At 49.5% G+C, this 18,032-nt stretch carries 11 protein-coding genes and 3 pseudogenes; 10 read left to right on the top strand and 4 right to left on the bottom strand.

Annotated elements, in window-relative coordinates:
- Positions 1-221: 221 nt before the first annotated feature.
- Together tnpA and AACX38_RS12295 are read right to left on the bottom strand one after the other, a co-directional pair.
- Positions 222-677: an IS200/IS605 family transposase gene (gene tnpA / locus AACX38_RS12300; RefSeq protein WP_099110181.1), complete on the bottom strand. Its 456-nt coding sequence runs from the start codon at positions 675-677 to the stop codon at positions 222-224.
- Between the two features lie 124 nt (positions 678-801).
- Positions 802-924 (bottom strand): RepB family protein, encoded by a 123-nt coding sequence (locus tag AACX38_RS12295; RefSeq protein WP_370630633.1) that lies wholly within the window; start codon positions 922-924, stop codon positions 802-804.
- Between the two features lie 61 nt (positions 925-985).
- On the opposite strand from AACX38_RS12295, the gene AACX38_RS12290 reads away from it, so the two are divergent.
- From AACX38_RS12290 to AACX38_RS12265, 6 genes are all read left to right on the top strand, one after another.
- Entirely contained in the window at positions 986-1,309 is a 324-nt protein-coding gene (locus tag AACX38_RS12290; RefSeq protein WP_228864414.1) for an IS630 transposase-related protein, read from the top strand.
- Between the two features lie 31 nt (positions 1,310-1,340).
- Positions 1,341-1,817 carry an IS630 family transposase gene (locus AACX38_RS12285; RefSeq protein ID WP_228864415.1) on the top strand — a complete coding sequence of 159 codons (477 nt, stop codon included), beginning with the start codon at positions 1,341-1,343 and terminating at the stop codon, positions 1,815-1,817.
- Between the two features lie 1,010 nt (positions 1,818-2,827).
- Complete coding sequence (locus AACX38_RS12280) at positions 2,828-3,052, top strand: hypothetical protein (RefSeq protein ID WP_228864413.1); 225 nt, start codon at positions 2,828-2,830, stop codon at positions 3,050-3,052.
- Between the two features lie 17 nt (positions 3,053-3,069).
- Positions 3,070-3,336, top strand: a complete 267-nt coding sequence (locus AACX38_RS12275; protein ID WP_228864412.1) for a helix-turn-helix domain-containing protein — start codon at positions 3,070-3,072, stop codon at positions 3,334-3,336.
- A gap of 454 nt (positions 3,337-3,790) precedes the next feature.
- A complete protein-coding gene (locus AACX38_RS12270) occupies positions 3,791-5,008 on the top strand; it encodes an AAA family ATPase (RefSeq protein WP_228864411.1) in 1,218 nt (405 codons plus the stop codon).
- Positions 4,998-5,978 carry a ParB family protein gene (locus AACX38_RS12265; protein WP_228864410.1) on the top strand — a complete coding sequence of 327 codons (981 nt, stop codon included), beginning with the start codon at positions 4,998-5,000 and terminating at the stop codon, positions 5,976-5,978. The genes AACX38_RS12270 and AACX38_RS12265 overlap by 11 nt, the downstream gene beginning before the upstream one ends.
- 298 nt (positions 5,979-6,276) lie before the next feature.
- On the opposite strand, the pseudogene AACX38_RS12260 reads toward AACX38_RS12265, so the two are convergent.
- A pseudogene (locus AACX38_RS12260) lies at positions 6,277-7,092 on the bottom strand (IS982 family transposase); the annotation flags it as partial.
- On the opposite strand from AACX38_RS12260, the pseudogene AACX38_RS12255 reads away from it, so the two are divergent.
- Positions 7,083-7,598: pseudogene (locus tag AACX38_RS12255) on the top strand (transposase); the annotation flags it as partial. The pseudogenes AACX38_RS12260 and AACX38_RS12255 sit on opposite strands and share 10 nt — an antisense overlap.
- On the opposite strand, the pseudogene AACX38_RS12250 reads toward AACX38_RS12255, so the two are convergent.
- Positions 7,595-7,886 (bottom strand): annotated as a pseudogene (locus tag AACX38_RS12250) (transposase); the annotation flags it as partial. The pseudogenes AACX38_RS12255 and AACX38_RS12250 overlap by 4 nt on opposite strands.
- Before the next feature lie 476 nt (positions 7,887-8,362).
- Between AACX38_RS12250 and AACX38_RS12245 the strand changes: the two are divergent.
- The 3 genes from AACX38_RS12245 (at position 8,363) to AACX38_RS12235 (ending at position 18,026) form a co-directional block, all read left to right on the top strand.
- Positions 8,363-9,580, top strand: coding sequence for an MFS transporter (locus AACX38_RS12245; protein WP_228864408.1), 1,218 nt, complete (start codon positions 8,363-8,365; stop codon positions 9,578-9,580).
- An 81-nt stretch (positions 9,581-9,661) separates the two neighbouring features.
- Entirely contained in the window at positions 9,662-10,444 is a 783-nt protein-coding gene (locus AACX38_RS12240; protein ID WP_228864407.1) for a thioesterase II family protein, read from the top strand.
- A complete protein-coding gene (locus tag AACX38_RS12235) occupies positions 10,437-18,026 on the top strand; it encodes a non-ribosomal peptide synthetase/type I polyketide synthase (protein WP_228864406.1) in 7,590 nt (2,529 codons plus the stop codon). The genes AACX38_RS12240 and AACX38_RS12235 overlap by 8 nt, the downstream gene beginning before the upstream one ends.
- Positions 18,027-18,032 lie beyond the last annotated feature (6 nt).

Below are 18,032 nucleotides of genomic sequence, written 5' to 3'. Positions count from 1 at the left end.
GAAAGTTTGGGGAGGGGGTATTCTTAACATGGCGGCAAGCTCCGTCGGGTGAACGGAATTTGATTAAATCAAAGTGCCGGATAAAAAACCAGCACTTTGTCAGTAATCTGACCACCCGTATAACGGGTGGTTTGCTCTTGCCCTATAAGGGCTTGTTACCGACTGCGCCTAAATGACGCTGCTTTCTCTTCGTTCAAGCTAAGTGTCTTTGCTGCTTTGGCCTACCCCTTGAAGGGGTCTACATGCTCTTTACTACTCAATTTATCCGAGATTAAATCCGACTTTTCTTGCTCTCTGATATACTTTTGAATTGTCGCTTCATTTAGCCCTACCGTACTGACATAGAACCCTTCCGCCCAAAACTTTCTGTTGCCAAATTTATATTTTAAATTGGCGTGTCTATCAAAGATCATCAACGAACTTTTACCCTTCAAATATCCCATAAAGCTTGAAACGCTTAGCTTTGGTGGAATACTCACCAACATATGAACATGATCTGGCATGAGATGACCTTCGATGATTTCCACACCTTTATACTTACAAAGGTCTCTGAGGATCTCTCCCACACTTGAACGAATATTATTAAAAATCACTTTCCGTCTATATTTCGGCGAAAAGACGATAGGGTATTTACACAGCCACTTTGTATGCGCTGAGCTTTGTGCTTTAATGCCCATAAACACCTTTCCTTATTTGAGTTACGAATATTAGCTTGAACATCTATATCGTAACGGAAAGGTGTTTTTCTTGGTATAACCTTTGAACTCCACCCGCAAAGCGGGTGGTTTTATGTTTAAGACGCTAACGCGACTTAAACTGGCTAAAGCCATAAATAAAAGCTTGCTGCCTTTCAATCCCAGTTAATCGGTTACCTTTTCTGTATGGGCGCTTTGAAGAAGAAGTAACAGTATTTGTCTGTGACATATAGAAAAATCATATTAATATGACATAATATCTGAATTCACATGACAAAGGATAAAGTGAGATGGGCTACAGTCTGGATTTTCGAAAGCGAGTACTGGCATACAAAGATAAGCATGCGTTGACATTCGAACAAACGAGTACCCATTTTGAGATTTCTATGCGGACCTTATTTCGATGGAGTCACAAAATAGAACCCTGTGTGACACGCAATAAGCCGCCCACGAAAATCAGTGATGAAGCGCTTCTCACTGATGTCAAAAATTACCCCGATGACTATCAATGGGAAAGGGCAAAACGCTTGGGTGTCGCGCAGTCTGCTATCCATTACGCCTTGAAACGGCTGAAAATAACGGTCAAAAAAAACGCTAAGACACCCCAACGCTGACGCTCAGGCTCGTCAGGCGTTTGTCGAACGCATCGGCCACTACGAACAGGCGATGAAACCGATTGTTTATCTGGATGAAAGCGGTTTTTCGCAGTCTATGCCCCGCACACACGGTTATTCGGCGAAAGGGTTACGCTGCTTCGGCACACACGATTGGCAGGCCAAAGATCGCATTAATGTCATTGGTGCGATCCTCAAAAAGACCTTCGTGACCTTAAGCTTATTTTCTGGAAACATTAATGCGGATGTCTTTCATGCCTGGATGACACAAGATTTGCTGCCTAAGCTCCCAAGCGGAGCCGTGATTGTGATGGATAATGCCCCCTTCCATAAACGGCATGACACAATAAAAGCGGTAGCAGACCACGGTTGCCTGTTGGAATGGTTACCTCCTTACAGTCCGGATTTGAACCCCATCGAACTGAAATGGGCTGAAGTCAAAGCGATAAGAAGACGAGAAAGGTGTTCAATTGATGAACTGTTTATGACGCATGTGAAATATGTCTAATTATTTTGATTTAGCTATAGAACCCCCATGCATATAATTCAAAATCTACATATTGGCGAATAAATCAGTATATGTCATAACCAGTTAACTTGGGCTATTTCCGGACAATGTACAGGTAAATTGAGGTAAAAGTCACAGCAACAGTTTGACGTATTCCTACCTAATCGTTAATATTTTTTCTACAAAAACGATCCATCGCCTATCAGGATCGCCTTCGGGTGGCGAATAAAACTCCTGTAGCCTGAAAGGGAGAGCAAAATTGCGGTACATCTGCACACTTTTGGAAGCAGATATCGTATGACGATGAAAGTTATCCTGTCACTTTATACACCGGACAGGCTTATCACATATATTGAGCAGTTTTCTGCTACGTTCACCATAATCGTTTACCTTGTACGACTTTTAATTACGTTTTAAGTCATACATGAAAACGTCCCGAAAACTTCGTGGCGTCACTTACGTTGAAGCAGAGCGATTACCAAGTGACGCCGCCGGGCGTTAACACCCAGAGCTCGCCCTGTCTGGCTTTATAACACATTTGCTTCACTTTTTACTCAGTGTCACTCGTTGTAATGCGCATTTTTTCGCTTATTTTTTACTACTCCGTTTGTTTTTTAACCCCATGCCTATAACAGGCTGATGCAGTAAAGAAAGGAGAAATCACACCACGTCACGAATAATGAGGCGTTCAACCTGAGAATAATCAGCCACTGAACGGGGAGTATTCCATCGCCGTACTGAGTACGTAGCGAACTCCTGCAAAAACTCAACATAATACCCTCTCTGCTACACATTATCTGACGCACCATGGAACGGTGAACCTAACCGACACGCAGGGAAATGTTTTTAATTTTATGAATAAAATAGTTTTAGAACTACAAGAAGAATACGGACGGTAAAGCGATCACGAACGATAAAAAATAACTAAAGATTGATTTTACTGTCTGTATTCTTTCCCTAAGTTTGTGTAATAAATGAGTTTATAACCGTTAAACTTAGCGGTTCAGTTATTGAGTCCGATAAAACAATCGGTTAAAGTATTCACGCCATTGGAAAATACCGATGGTCAGGGATTTGCACCCCTGAGAAAATGCCCCGCTGGTAGGAATTTCTACCAGCGTGTTTGCTTACGCCCTTTCAATGGCGATTCAGACTGGGGAGGCTTCGGCCTCGCCGGTTGGGTATTTTCCGGTAGTGCAAACCCTGTCTGGATCGCCACCATCAATATTAATTAATGGAAGGGGTAGCTGGAATGAATAATAACGTTGGAAATGATTGGCATCAGGCCGATATTATTGCTGCATTACGTAAACGTGGTACAACCTTAGCGGCTGTTTCTCGTGAAGCGGGACTCAGTTCATCAACATTAGCAAATGCATTCAACAGACCGTGGCCAAAAGGTGAATGGATCATTGCTAACTATCTTGGCATTCATCCCTCGGAAATCTGGCCGAGTCGTTATTTTGATAGTTATGGTCGATTAGTTGAGCGTAAAGCTCGTAATAAACTACAGGAATAACCCGCCTTAATTTTTACCCAGTTTGTGAAAATGATAAATTATAATATGAAGCCCTGAGAGTAAAATGGCAGACTAATTTGGTTACTTTTCTACCTCATGGCTTTTTCGGCTTAATTCAATTTTGTCCATTCTCTGTCACTATCCATGAGTTGCTATGCTTACTTGCCTTTCCCTTTTTTATGTGGAATTTATGCTCTATTAATCGCCAATTTGCTCAATTGGTTGAGTCATCCCACGATATACCATCATTCCAACTCCTGAAACCGACTTGAAACTGTGGCGATTTCACCCTGAAATTCTTCGTAAAATACATTCAAAAACAACAAAATAAATGCAAAATAATTATGGCGAAATATAAGCAGCATAAGGAATTCTTCAATTAAAAAAATTTACATTTATTACTTTATGTAGGATATTTAAATAAAATCAAAAAACCTACATATAGAGTAAAAATATGAATGAAACCGATAAACAATTAGACAAAGTTGCACAAAGGTCAGTTCGTCTACTCCAGTCACTCAGCGATCAAATCCAAAACCAAAAGCGGGAGCTGAATAAAACAACCTATTACCAAACGTATTCAAAAGCAGCTCTCGCAAAATTACCAAAGTTAACGCGTGCAAGCGTGGATTATGCCGTTAACGAAATGGAAGAACAGGGATATGTATTTGGTAAGAAGCAAGCTGGCTCTTCATCCAAGTACGCAATGACCATTGAGAACATCATAGACCTGTACCATCATAGAGGCGTACCCAAATACAGAGATCGCTATCACGAAGCGTTGACCTTCTTTATCGGTAATTTGAAAGGTGGAGTATCTAAAACCGTCAGCACAGTATCTCTGGCACATGCATTACGTACCCATCCACACCTGATTTTCGAAGACCTTAGGATCTTGGTCATCGACCTTGACCCACAAGCATCGGCAACCATGTTCCTCGATCATGAACAGTCGATCGGTTCTGTTGATACAACATCAGCCCAAGCCATGCTGCAAAATGTTTCACGCGAAGAGCTGCTGTCTGAATTTATCACGTCCTCAGTTGTGGCAGGCGTAGACATTATTCCAGCATCCATTGAAGACGCATTTATCGCATCACGTTGGGAAGAAATCTGCGCTGAACACCTGCCAAACCAGAACATCTATACCGTCCTTCGCGAGAATATTATCGATAAAGTGAAGCACGATTACGACTTCATCTTTATTGACAGCGGGCCACACTTGGACTCCTTTCTGTCTAACGCGCTCGCAGCAGCAGACTTTCTTATGACTCCGATTCCACCCGCACAAGTGGATTTCCACAGTACGCTGAAATATCTGGCTCGCTTGCCGGAGTTGGTAGAAATAATCGAATCGACAGGCGTATCAACTCGTCTCAGCGGCAACATCGGTTTTATGTCCAAATTAGTGAATAAAACCGACCACAAACTGTGTCATAGCCTGGCAAAAGAAATTTTTGGTGGTGACATGCTTGATTTTTCCATTCCTCGCCTAGATGGATTCGAGCGTTGCGGCGAGTCCTTCGACACTGTCATTTCCGCAAATCCTGCCACGTATATCGGCAGTGGGGAAGCACTAAAAAATGCGAAGGCGGCGGCAGAAGACTTCGCCAAAGCAGTTTTTGACCGTATTGAATTCATCAGAGTGAACAGAGGCAACAATGCAAAATAAAAAACGTCTAACTATCGGCAGAACATTCAATCCAGTCTCCTTGGATACACCGGTGGAAAACCAAACTACAGAACAGAGTCTTATACTTGCCTCAGGTCAAACGGCCATATTTCAACTAGAGCGTATCCCAGCCGATAAACTGGAGTCTGAAACTACCGTCAATTTTTTGGTCAATGGTCGGGATCAAAGCGCTCTGACAAAAGAATCTGTCAGTGACATCATACGCACTATCAACCTTCAACAATTCTTCCCGGCAATCGGTCGTCGTATTAATGGCAAAATAGAAATTCTGGATGGTTCTCGCAGACGTGCCGCCGCTATTTTTTGTGGTGTTGGTTTAGATATCTTAGTCACGAACACAAACATAAGCATTGATGACGCAAGGCAACTTGCCGCAGATATTCAGACTGCAAGGGAGCACAACATTCGTGAAGTCGGTCTACGCCTGATCCAGTTGCGAGAGGGAGGTATGACCCAGAAAGAAATCGCTGAGTCTAACAACATGTCACAAGCCAAAGTGACTCGCTCAATCCAGTGTGCTTCAGTGCCTAGCAATATTGTTTCTGTATTTCCTGTCATCGCAGAATTGAGCTACTCGGATTATAAAGCGCTTTTGGACGTCACCATTGACATAAAGAAAAACAAACTTTCGATTTATGAGGTCGTCAGCTACGTGCATGATGAAGTCCAGCATATAGATAAAACCAAGCCGGTTGCTCCCGACGAAATGAAATCGATCATTATCAAGCTGTTTAAAGATTTTAGCAGCAACAAGGTAAAAAAAACCGCAGCAACAAAGCAGCAGGTAAGCTCTCTGTGGGACTTCAAAGATAAAAATTCGTTTGCCCGTAAACGAGTTAAAGACAGATCCGTGAGTTTTGAATTTAACCGCGTACCAAAAGAATTTCAGGAGGAGTTGGAAGAAATGATCCAAATTTTAATGCGAAAACACTTCAATTTAAACGAGTAATTCGCCAACAAATTTTACTTTTAACTAAATGAATTAATTTAGTTTATTTGAAAAATTTCAGGGTGAAATCGCCAAAATTTCATCGTAGAAGAGCGACGTATAAAATACCATTTGAGAGCATAAATCTATGGTCACCCAAGATTTGCTGCCAAAACTCCCAAGCAACAACGTGCTCGTCATGGATAATACCCCGTTACATAAACGGGATGACACGATACAAGCGATAGCCGACAGATAATGCCAACTGGAATGGCTTCCGCCTTGTATCTTAAATGTAGGTTAAACACGATGCTCGACTTTAACATCCTATAACGTTGGCTTGTTGAAGCCAGTCGCGTTGACTTTTACCTTGTTTAAAATTGGCAAAAATACCCAACGTGTGAGAAAGCAGTTTTCTGGCAATTCGATTACTCAAATGCCACAAGTCCCGTGCCCAACACTTTTCGATAGTAAATTGTCCGGCGAGTTGACTAATCACGGTTTCAATTAAACGGCGTTTGGCGTTAATGACCCTTCTCGTTTTTCTGGGGAGAGGGTCATCCATATTGGTTCGCACCGGGGTAATCATTTCAATCCCCTCTGCCTTCATTTCCTGTTTAAATTCAACGCCTAAATACCCTTTATCACCCAGCAAACAGCCTTTTATCGAGCCGATCACATCCCAGGTGGCTTCACGCTCACTGACATGGGTGGGCGTCAGTGTAAACCCGGTTACCACGCCGATTTCGTCTATCATGAGATGTCCTTTGAAGCCGTAGTAAATTTCGTTTTTGGCGGCGCAGTACCCATAATTAGCTTGTCCTTTGAAGTTGGCACAGCCTTTTGCTCTTTTAAATCCACAGACGGGCAGCGGAAATCCATCGATAATATGGACCGGCCTGTCGAGTGCACCCAATAACCTCGCCAGCTTTTCTTGCAGTTGTTGTTTAACAACCCAAAGATTCGAAATCTGTTTAGCGAAATTCGCGCGTGAACCCAGACCCGGAAACCACTCTCGCCAGTGGCTATTAAAATACGTCCAAATCCCTTTATCTGTTGAAAAGCCTAAGAATTCACCAATCACTTCCATCGTGATGGCTTCTGCATCGCTCAGTTTAGGCGGATAGCCTACCGAAGGGAGAAGCTATTATGAAGCGCTTATCGTGTGTGTTGGTAGAGCACGAACTCCCAGATTATCTGGTCCGATTGCTGATGCAATTACACGCCCATTATCACTATATTGTTGAACGAATAGTCGAGTTAGAATCTGAACTAAAACACACGATTACTACGGATGACACAGCCCAGCGTCTTATGACTATCCCCGGAGTGGGTTTAATCACAGCTAGCTTACTTTCTTCACAGTTGGGAGATGGCCGGCAATATGCCAAAAGTCGTGATTTTGCCGCATCTTCAGGATTAGTTCCCAGACAATATAGCACGAGAGGAAAAAATACCCTGCTGGGTATCAGTAAACAAGGAAATAAAAACTTGCGGAGACTCTTAGTTCAATGTGCACGAGTATTTATGCAACGATTAGATAAGTATTCAGGAAAACTGGCGGACTGGGTCAAGCAGCAGCTTGAACGAAAGCACTCCAACATAGTAGCTTGTGCACTGGCGAATAAATTTGCCCGGATACGGGCCTCGCCAACCCCATTTTTTTAACACTTGCTCAAGCAGGCTGGGTTCGGTTTCTGACGGCTTCTCTTTCCAGAGTTTGAAGTAGTAGTAAACCGTGCTTTTTGAGGGAAAATCACTGGGCAACATATCCCACTGACACCCACTTTTGAGAAGATATAACAATGCACAAAATATCTCGTAAACATCCACTTTTCTGGGGCGTGTGCGTTTCCTGTTGCTGAGCAACAGGGGTTCAATTTCCATGAACACTTCTCGACTAATGTCGCTAGCATAGACTTTTCTCATGCCAACAGTTTACATGAAAAACTATTCTGGTTTAAAAATATTCTGAATAGCTTCTTAGCCTGCTCCGCCAGTTGGCGTTTGAGACGGGTAATGTCGGTGTGCATCTCATACTCGCGTTTAGAAGACGTGTGCTGGTTTTGTCATTTGAACTACCTCAGGTTGAGAGTTTACTCACTTAGTCGCGTGTCCACTATTGCTGGGTAAAATCAGTCTTTCCGTTAATTGCTTATTACTTGGGAGTACTAACCATTGAGAGGCAACTGTAATTTTGTTTGAGATCACATTTTCTAACAAATCCTCTATAAATAAATATAAAAATTATCAATCAATTACAATCAAAATAACAACCAATACCACACAAAACCACATACATTAAATTGACATAAAAACAACATTTGTTAACTTTGTTTACATAATATTAACAATCATGAAAGACTAATTTTGCTATTTGATAGCTTATTTAATGGAGACAAACAATGAGAGGAACTCAAATCCCCTCTAGCCATACCTGTGATGAATCAAAACTAAATCATACCCTATTGCAATTTATTCTCATTCTTCTGTCAGGTTTGGGACCAACCTCGTTTCAAATATTTCTGCCTTCGGTACCCAGCTTGGTCACATACTTTGGGACAACACCGGCAACCGCAAACCTGACGGTCTCTTTATCAATGATCAGTTTTGCCATTGCTTGCCTAGTGTATGGAAGATTGGCTGACAGATTGGGACGCAGAACAATATTGCTGTTAGGTATGGCGATCCTGATTCTTGGCAGCTTCATTTGTTTATCTGCGCAGTCCATTGAAGCCGTTATTTTGGGACGCATTATTCAGCCGGCTGGCGGGGCAGCCGGTGTTATTGCTGCACGTATTATCGTCATGGATATCTATCACAGCGAAAAGGCGGCAAATGTCATGTCGAAACTGGTCGCTTCTATGATGATATCACCGCTGCTGGGCGTGCCATTGGGCGGTTTATTAACGGATAACTTTGGTTGGCGTTCCAATTTCATTCTGATTGGCGCCATTGCGGCCATCGTGTTTATTATCATCTTTTTCAGTCTCCCCGAGTCCCGCAAAGCGCAAACTGGCGCAGGCAAAAGCAATCTGTTCCATGACTATAGGCAGTTGGCGAAAAACGCGACCTTTCTCGGCAACGCCTTTCAATTTGGTTTCGCTCAGTCGGCCTTCATGGCCTTTATGGCCGCAGCACCAATCGTGCTGACGCAGACCTTTCAACTTTCCGCCTCTGGCGCCAGTTTGCTGCTATTGATGGTGTCTGGCAGCACCATTATCGGCAACCTGTCGGCCAGCCGTTTACCGCAAAGTCTGTCGCTACGGCGGCGTTTGCTGCTGGGCAGCATCGCCGGCTTTATTTTCAGCCTGGTCGCACTGACGCTAAGCCTGGTGAACGTCTGGTCGATTCCCGCACTGGTCCTCCCAACGATGGTATTCAGTATTTTCTACGGCATAACCAGCCCGGCAGCGCAGGCGGGCGCCATTGGTGCGATCAAGCCTCTGGCGGGCACGGCGGCAGGATTGAGCATGTTCATCAGTATGCTTCTCGCCAGCTTTGCCACACAGTTTATTGCCGAGTTCAATAGCGGAACGCCCTTGGTTATTACTTTTAGCGTGGCTTTATTGGCATTTCTTTCGTTAATTTCCGCAATCATCACGCTAAAAAAGCCTGAATAAAAATCGGAAAAAATAGCATCACGGCGGGAATACAGCCCGCCAGCTATATAAATCTTCACATTAAATAATTAAGGACCTGACATGGGTAATCATTTTATCCGTGAGTTGCCTGCATCACGCCCGTCGGCCGTAAATTTAATTTGCTTTGCTCATGCAGGCGGTGGAACCAGCCGATACCGTACTTGGCATGCCGAATTGCAGGAATATGCCAATATTCTTATTCCCGTTATTCCCGGCAGAGAAGAACGTTTTATTGAACCTGCCTTTTCCACGCTGGAACAAGTGGCCGATGACGTATTTGCGCGTATAAAGCCATACCTCGATGCGCCGCTGGTATTGGCGGGCATCAGCTACGGCGGCCTGCTGGCCTATGAGATGGCGACGCGGCTGGAACAGCATGGTGCCTGCGTTCACGCGCTATTGGTCGCTAGCCAGCGGGCCCCGCATTATCACAAAACTCGACAAAACTGGCATCAGATGCCGGCGGAAGAGCTGATCGATTGCCTGGTCAAACTGGGCGGTATCAACGCACAGGATGCCACTACACCGGAATTCTATGAGCTTTTTCTGTCAACCATCCGCGCAGATTTGGAGGCGAGTGACGGCTACGTCCCAACGGGTAAAGCCCCGTTGACGTGCCCAATACACGTTTGTCACGGCTTGCACGACCAGATGATCGATCGCCAGGCGACTCGCGGCTGGCTAGACGTTACCGTCAATACCGTCGAATGGCGCGAATTTAATGCAGGCCATTTCTTATTTGACGAACAAAAAGATATTTGGCTGCAAGACGTGAAAAACGTACTCGCCAAATTATCTCTGCACACGCCGCCGACACCCCAGGGGAATCATGCTCATGTCTGAATTAGAAAAACCTCTCGACAACGAATTTACCGGAATCGAACTGGCCGTCATAGGAATGGCTGGGCGTTTTCCCGGAGCGGGAGACATTGACGCTTACTGGAAGAATCTCTGTCAGGAGATTGAATCCGTTACCTGGCACGCTGATTTTGCGCCGCAAGCCGCCACGGACGGTTCCTGGCATGTCCCCGCAGGCTACCTGCTAACCGATGTCGATCAATTCGACGCAAAATTTTTCGCTATGTCGCCAAAAGAGGCGGCGATCACCGACCCACAGCAGCGCCTGTTACTTGAGTGTGCGTGGGAAGCGTTGGAAAACGCCGGCTATGCCGCCACATGCCATCAACAAAACGTCGGCGTCTATGTCAGCAGCGGTCCCAGCGGGTATTGGTTGCATAATCTCGCGAACAATAGGCAGCTTTGCGCCACCACCAGCAAAATGCAATTGCTGATTGGCAATGACAAGGATTACGCGGCCAACCGTATCTCCTACAAACTGGATTTGAAAGGCCCGAGCATCGTCGTTCAATCGGCCTGTTCCAGTTCGTTGCTGGCCGTACACACTGCAGGCCAGTCCCTGCTGGCAGGAGAGTGTGATATCGCCCTGGCCGGTGGTATCTCGCTGGAATACCCGGCTGAAGAAGGCTATCGGTATGAACCGGGCAGCATTCTTTCACAGGACGGGCATTGCAAACCGTTCAGCGAACATGCCAGCGGCACAGTGCGCGGGAATGGCGGAGGGATCGTGGTGTTAAAACGCCTGGATGACGCGATCAACGATCGGGATCATATTTATGCCATCGTCCGCGGCTCTGCAACCAACAATGACGGCGCACAAAAAGTGGGATATGCCGCACCCAGCGTCGAAGGCCAAACCCGCGTTATCCAAATGGCGCACGCCGTTGCTAACGTGACGCCCGACGCTATCGGATACGTTGAAACCCATGGCACGGCCACCAGCTTGGGCGATCCGATAGAAATCGCCGCGCTGGCGGCCGCTTTTGGCGACGACTGTCCAGCCGCAAGCTGTAAGATCGGTTCGGTCAAATCCAACATAGGCCATCTTGACGCCGGTGCCGGTATTGCCGGATTTATCAAGACCGCGCTAAGCCTTTATCACGATTATATTCCCGCTACGCTGCATTACCGGACGCCCAACCCCGCCATCCATTTCGCCGGTACCCCGTTTACCGTGACGAGTAAAGGAACTTCCTGGGAAGGAAGCTCGCCACGCAGGGCGGGAGTCAGCGCCTTCGGCATCGGCGGCTCTAATGTCCATGTCGTCATGGAGCAACCCCCGATTTCCGCCGTCTCCCCTGCCGCAGAACCCACCACCTGCGCATTACGCTTCTCGGCCAAAAACCAGGTCGCCTTGCGCGCGACAATGCAGCAACTAGCCCATTATTTGCGCAACCATACCGAGGTATCTCTCGCCGATGTCGCCCATTCGTTGGCGACAGGTCGAAAAGCGTTTCCCGTGCGCGCCGCCATAACGGCCGACAGTGTGGAAGAGGCCATCGCGCAGCTGGAAACCGAGCGAGCCAAAACCACGTGCTTCGGAGAAGCCTGCGACGCGCCGATGAAAACAGCGTTTATGTTTCCTGGCCAGGGAACACAATATCAGGGTATGGGAGCCAACCTGTATCACACCGGCGGCATCTTCACCCAAGAGTTCGATCGGCTGGCGCAGCTGTTCCAACCGTTTATCGACCACGACTTACGCTCACTGTTGTTCAACAAGGAGCAGGACAATGACGAATTGCTGGCGCAAACCTGGCTTTCACAACCGGCGATTTTCGCCGTCGAATATGCGCTGGCGAAACATTGGCTGGCTTCCGGCCTGATCCCCGAAGGCATGATAGGACACAGCATCGGCGAATATGTCGCAGCCTGCCTCGCCGGCGTTTTTACGCTTGAAGATGCCGTCAAGGTCGTTTCGGCACGCGGCCGCTTGATGCAAAGCATGGATCACGGCGAGATGTTGGCCGTCATGTCTGATGAGTCAAGCCTGCACTCTCGGCTACCCTCCGCCCTATCCATCGCGGCCGTCAATCGGCCGGCGTTGACCGTCATCTCTGGCCCCGCCCATGATATGGACGCGTTTCGCCGGTCATTGGAGCGCGAGGGCATCAGTTGCCGAGCCCTTGAAACCTCTCATGCTTTCCATTCGGCCATGATGGAACCTTGCTTGCAGGCTTTTGGTGACGTGCTGGCTCAGGTCACCCTGACACCGCCGCGTCAGCGCTTTATCTCCAATCTCAGCGGAACATGGATCACTGATGAAGAGGCGACGGCCCCTGATTATTGGGTGAGTCATCTGCGTGGCACCGTGCGTTTTGTCGATGGGTTGGCAACGCTTATCGATCAACACGCCTTCCTGTTGTTCGAGTGCGGGCCAGGCACCTCATTGAGCCAGGCTGCGCGCGCCATTGGCGCCGGCCGCAAAGATGTCAACGCCATCCCGTTGCTATCGCCCGAGCACACGGGATTAAGTGGCCCGGCGTCACTTCTGCGCATCCAGGAGCAGCGCTGGTGTTACGGCCAGGCGATACCCCACTCATCGCGGGGCAACAAAATTCCGCTGCCGACTTACCGCTTTGATCGCGCCCGTCACTGGGTCGATCCTGAACAGCAAACCGCTGACGCGGTGCCGGCCATCAGCGCCGTCGACAACGAAAATGCGCCTGAACAGGCGAAGCCGGCGAACACCCAGGCGGAAAAACTGACGTTGCTGTGGAGCGAAGCGCTGGGAGTCGCGCATATTGAGCCGAAAGAAAACTTCTTCGATCTCGGTGGCGATTCCATTCTCAGCATCCAGATTGCTAACCGCGCGCGTACGCTGGGGTTGCATTTTGTCCCCGGTGACATCCTCGAATTTCCGACGGTGGAAAGCTTGCTCGCCGCTTTGGAGAGCCGTGCAGGGCAACGCGACACAGCGGCGCAACCCGAAGAAGATCTGGCCAGCATTTATGCAAGCGCCTTGGAAATTCGTCCGGACGAGGCGTTCTTGCCGTTCCCGCTTACCGATATTCAGCACGCATATTGGGTTGGACGTAACGCGGGCAATAACTCGGGCAATGTTGCAGCGCATGCCTATGAAGAGTTTGAATGCGCCGATCTGGATCTTGCACGTCTAGAACAGGCACTCAATGCCTTGATCGCTCAACACGATATGCTGAGAGCCGTCATGACGCACGACGGCATGCAGCGCGTTCTCCCCCACGTCCCCCGATATATCATTGACACTAACGATTTTAGTCAGTTGAAACCTAAGGACGCCGTGGCTCAGTTAACGGCGCTCAGGGAGCGGAAATCTCATCAGCTGATGCCCTGTGATCAATGGCCGCTGTTTGATATTTCCGCCTCGCGATTGCCCGATGGCACCGTACGGCTGCACGTCAGCTTCGATCTGCTGATTATGGACGCCTGGAGCATTACGTTATTCTGGCGCGAGCTGGAGGAGCGTTATTACCACGCCGATTACCAGCCCGAATCGGTGGCCATCACGTTCAGAGATTACGTGCTGGCCGAACAGCGCCTGGAGCAGAGCGCCGCCTATCAGCGCGCTCGCGACTATTGGCTTAAACGCGCCGACGCCTTCCCTTCTGCCCCGTCCCTGCCGCAGCGAATCGCTCCGCAAAGCCTGGAGCATCGCCGCTTCATTCGCCGGGAAACAACGATACCTAACGCCGTCTGGCGCAAACTGAAAGACGCCGCCGCACGCCAGGGCCTCACGCCGTCCACCATATTGCTCACCGCCTATACGGAGATATTGGCGAACTGGAGCGAAACACCACATTTTTGCCTGAATCTGCCGGCTTTCAATCGTCTGGAGGTGCATCCGCAGGTCGATCAGGTGATGGGGGACTTCACCTCGGTTCTGCTGTTCGAAGCCGATCTGCGGCAGGAGGAGACCTTTACTCAACGCGCAAAAAAAACGCAAAAACGCCTTTGGGACGATCTTTCTGCCTTGCAGTACAGCGGCGTAAAAATGTTGCGAGACATTGCGGAAAAAAGCGCCGAACGGCCAACCATGCCCTATGTCTTTACCAGCCTGATCTTCCCGTCCGCCGATGATAAACCGATTGTGAGCCGGCTCGGTAAATTGGTGGAAGGGATATCGCAAACGCCACACGTATGGCTCGATTGCCAGGTTTACGAAGAAAAAGGCAATCTCCTCATCAACTGGGATGCGGTCGACGGCCTTTTCGATCCTGACATGCTTGACGCGATGTTTATGGACTATCGCGCATTGCTGATGCGTTTGCCCAAAGAAGAAGCCATCTGGCATGAAAACCATTGGCGCGACGCTCTGGCTCAACGCGTCAACAGCGGCGCCATCGCCGAAGCCAATCGTACGGTCGTCGCCTTTGACGAAAGTTGCTTGCATCAGGGTTTCTTGGCCTATGCAAACAAGAAGCCGTCGGCTCCCGCTATCCTGGGGGAAACCGTCCTCACCTATGCGGATTTGGCGAATATCTCCGCCAATGTGGCGCTGTCGCTGACCAAGCAGGCGCTCCAGCCCGGTGCACGCGTAGCCGTAGTCGCAGAAAAAGGCTGGCAGCAAGTCGCCGCTGTGTTGGGTATTTTGCGCGCCGGTTGCGTCTATGTTCCACTTGATCCAACCCTACCGAAGGGGCGCATGCAGGCGCTTTTGAGCGAGGCCGACATTCGAGTCGCACTAACGACGCCCGCCAGCGACGGGCGCGTTGAGTGGCCGGCAACCGTCGCGCATCTGCCCATCACTGAAGCGATGAATGCATTCACGGACGAATGGCGCGATGGCGAGATCGACGCGGCGTCGCCGGCTTACATTATCTTTACTTCAGGCACGACCGGTAAGCCCAAAGGGGTCATTGTCACCCATGCCGCCGCCGCTAACACCGTTATCGATATCAATTCGCGTTTCGCTATCGGCGAGGACGATCGCGTGTTGGCGCTTTCCTCACTCTCTTTCGATCTGTCGGTTTACGACATTTTCGGGCCACTGGCGCGCGGCGCGGCCATCGTGATGCCGAAAGATGAGCTTGCCAAAGATCCTGCGCACTGGGAAACCTGCGTGCAGAAATACCGGGTCACCGTCTGGAACTCGGTGCCGGCCTTGGTTGAACTCTTGGTCAATCATCTGTCCGCCAATCAAAACGAAACGCTGACGAGCATCAGGCTGGTCATGATGAGCGGCGATTGGATCAACGTTGCTTTACCGGAGAAAATTCACCGCGCAATGCCAAACTCCCTGAGCGTCAGCCTTGGCGGCGCCACCGAAGCCGCCATTTGGTCCATTTTCCACCTCATCCAGGATATCGATCCGACGATGACCAGCATTCCTTATGGCAAGGCTTTGGCAAACCAACGTTTCTATGTTTTGGACACCCATCTTCGCCACCGGCCCGAAGGCGTTGCGGGCGAACTTTATATCGCCGGCAAAGGGCTGGCCGCCGGCTACCTGAACAATCCCGCAGAAACGGCAGCGCGCTTTATCACCCACCCGCAAAGCGGCGAGCGATTATACAAAACCGGCGATCTGGGACGCTGGTTGCCTGACGGCACCATCGAGTTTTTGGGGCGCAGAGACAATCAACTAAAGATCAATGGATTCCGTATTGAAACAGGTGAAATAGAGCGCGCCGCCGGTAAACACCCGGGAGTCGATCGCTGTGTGGTTCGTCTTCACCGCCAGGACGGCTCAGCGCTGCTACTCGCCTATCTTTGCCCGAGGCAAGACGCCACGCTCGACGAAATGCAGCTTCATCGCCATTTTGCCGAACAGCTGCCGGACTACATGGTGCCAAGCGTCATTATGATCCTTCCGACGTTGCCGCTGTCAGCCAATGGCAAAGTCGATATTTCACAGCTGCCGACGCCGCAACTGTCACGCCATAGCGGTGAATTTATCGCTCCGGCGGACGATATCGAGCGTCGTCTCTGCCGGCTTGGCCAGAATATTTTGGGTGGCGAGGCGTTGAGCGTTACCCAGGATCTGTTTAAATCCGGGATTGACTCACGCCGTCTCACCGATTTGGTGACCCAAATTCGTCGAGAATTTACCCCGGCATTCCCGCTTCGCGCCGCCTTTGAAACGCCCAACATGCGGGGCATTGCTGAAGCCGTCAGGAATGCGCTGGATGTGGAGCGCACCGAGGACGAACTCCCGCCTATCGTCAAGGTACCGGCCATGTCCCGCTGGCCGCTTTCCTCCGCCCAACAGCGGTTGTGGTTCCATGATCAGCTTCATCCGGGAAACTGCACCTACAACCTGGTGGAACCTTTCGAACTGAACGGCTTGCTTAATGTGGATGCCTTGTCCCAGTCCCTGCGGATCTTTGTCGCCAGACATTCGGTACTGACATGCCGCATTCTCGACGATAGGGCTGACGCCTATATGTCCCCGTCGCTGGAGACCTCATTTCAGCTGCAGTTGGAAGAGGCGTTCGACATCCCCTCTCACGAGCGAGAGGGCTACATGCAGCGCGCACTTGCGGCCGCGGCGACGCGCCCGTTCGATACCCGTTGCGGCGATATGTTCAGAGCCAGCCTCATCGCATTCTCCGCACAGTGTCACCTCCTGATCATCGCCGTGCATCACATCGTATGGGATGGCTGGTCCACTGCCATTATGGCGGGTGAGATCAGCGAGATATATAACGCTCTCGTCGCAGGGAGGACGCCTGCCGAATCGTCAGACAGGCTCAATTTCCTTGACGTCGCGCAATGGGAGCAAACGCAACGCGCATCCCGGACCTTTAACACTCAATTGGATTACTGGGTCAATCAGCTCGGCGATAATCTGCCGGTGCTGGCTTTGCCGACGACGCCTGTCGATACCGGCCGTCTGACCGCTACCGGCGCGCGTCATCCTTTCCATTTAAGCGCGCCGCTCACCGCACGCTTCGATGCACTCTGCGTCAAACTGGGTATCACGCCTTTCATGGGGTATATGACCGCCTGGCAGTTGCTGCTGCATTGGTGGTGTCAACAAGACGACATCGTGGTGGGAACGGCGGCAGGCCATCGTTCCCGTCCCGAACTCGCCGGCGTCATCGGATTTATGGTGAACAGCCTCGCCATCCGCACTCGCTTCCAACGCCATGACGTCTTTGCAGATCTGTGCCTGCGCGTCAAACAAACCTGTCTGGATGCCTACCGGCATCAGGATCTGCCGTTCGATCAAATCGTCAACGCGCTGCGACCGAAGCGAAAAATGTCGCAGTCGGCGCCGATTTACCGCTCGTGGTTCGTCTTGCATGACGTAGCGACCCCGCCATGGACGTTATCAGGCATTAAGGTCACCTTGCTCGATGCGGAATTTCTGCTGGACGTGCACGACATAAAACTGTCGCTGGTTACCAGACAGGGTGCAATGGAAGGCGGGCTGGATTACCGCACAGCCTTGTTTACACCCGACGTAATCGCAAATCTTGCCGTCGCCTTTACGCAGTTAATCGAGAAGGTTTCTGAGGACATGGCGATCACCTTGCCGGAAATAAAAGGCTATCTCGATGCACAACAACCAAAAGTCGATGAAGCATCAGCCTGTTCAGACGAATTGCCCTCTTGGGACTTTTCGGTTAATCGCCGCAAATAAATAAGG

This window comes from Xenorhabdus sp. PB30.3 (assembly GCF_963895965.1).
GTDB classification, from domain to species: Bacteria; Pseudomonadota; Gammaproteobacteria; order Enterobacterales; family Enterobacteriaceae; genus Xenorhabdus; species Xenorhabdus stockiae.
The sequence above is the reverse complement of the archived record's forward strand: the minus strand, read 5'-3'. Positions and strand labels throughout refer to the sequence as shown.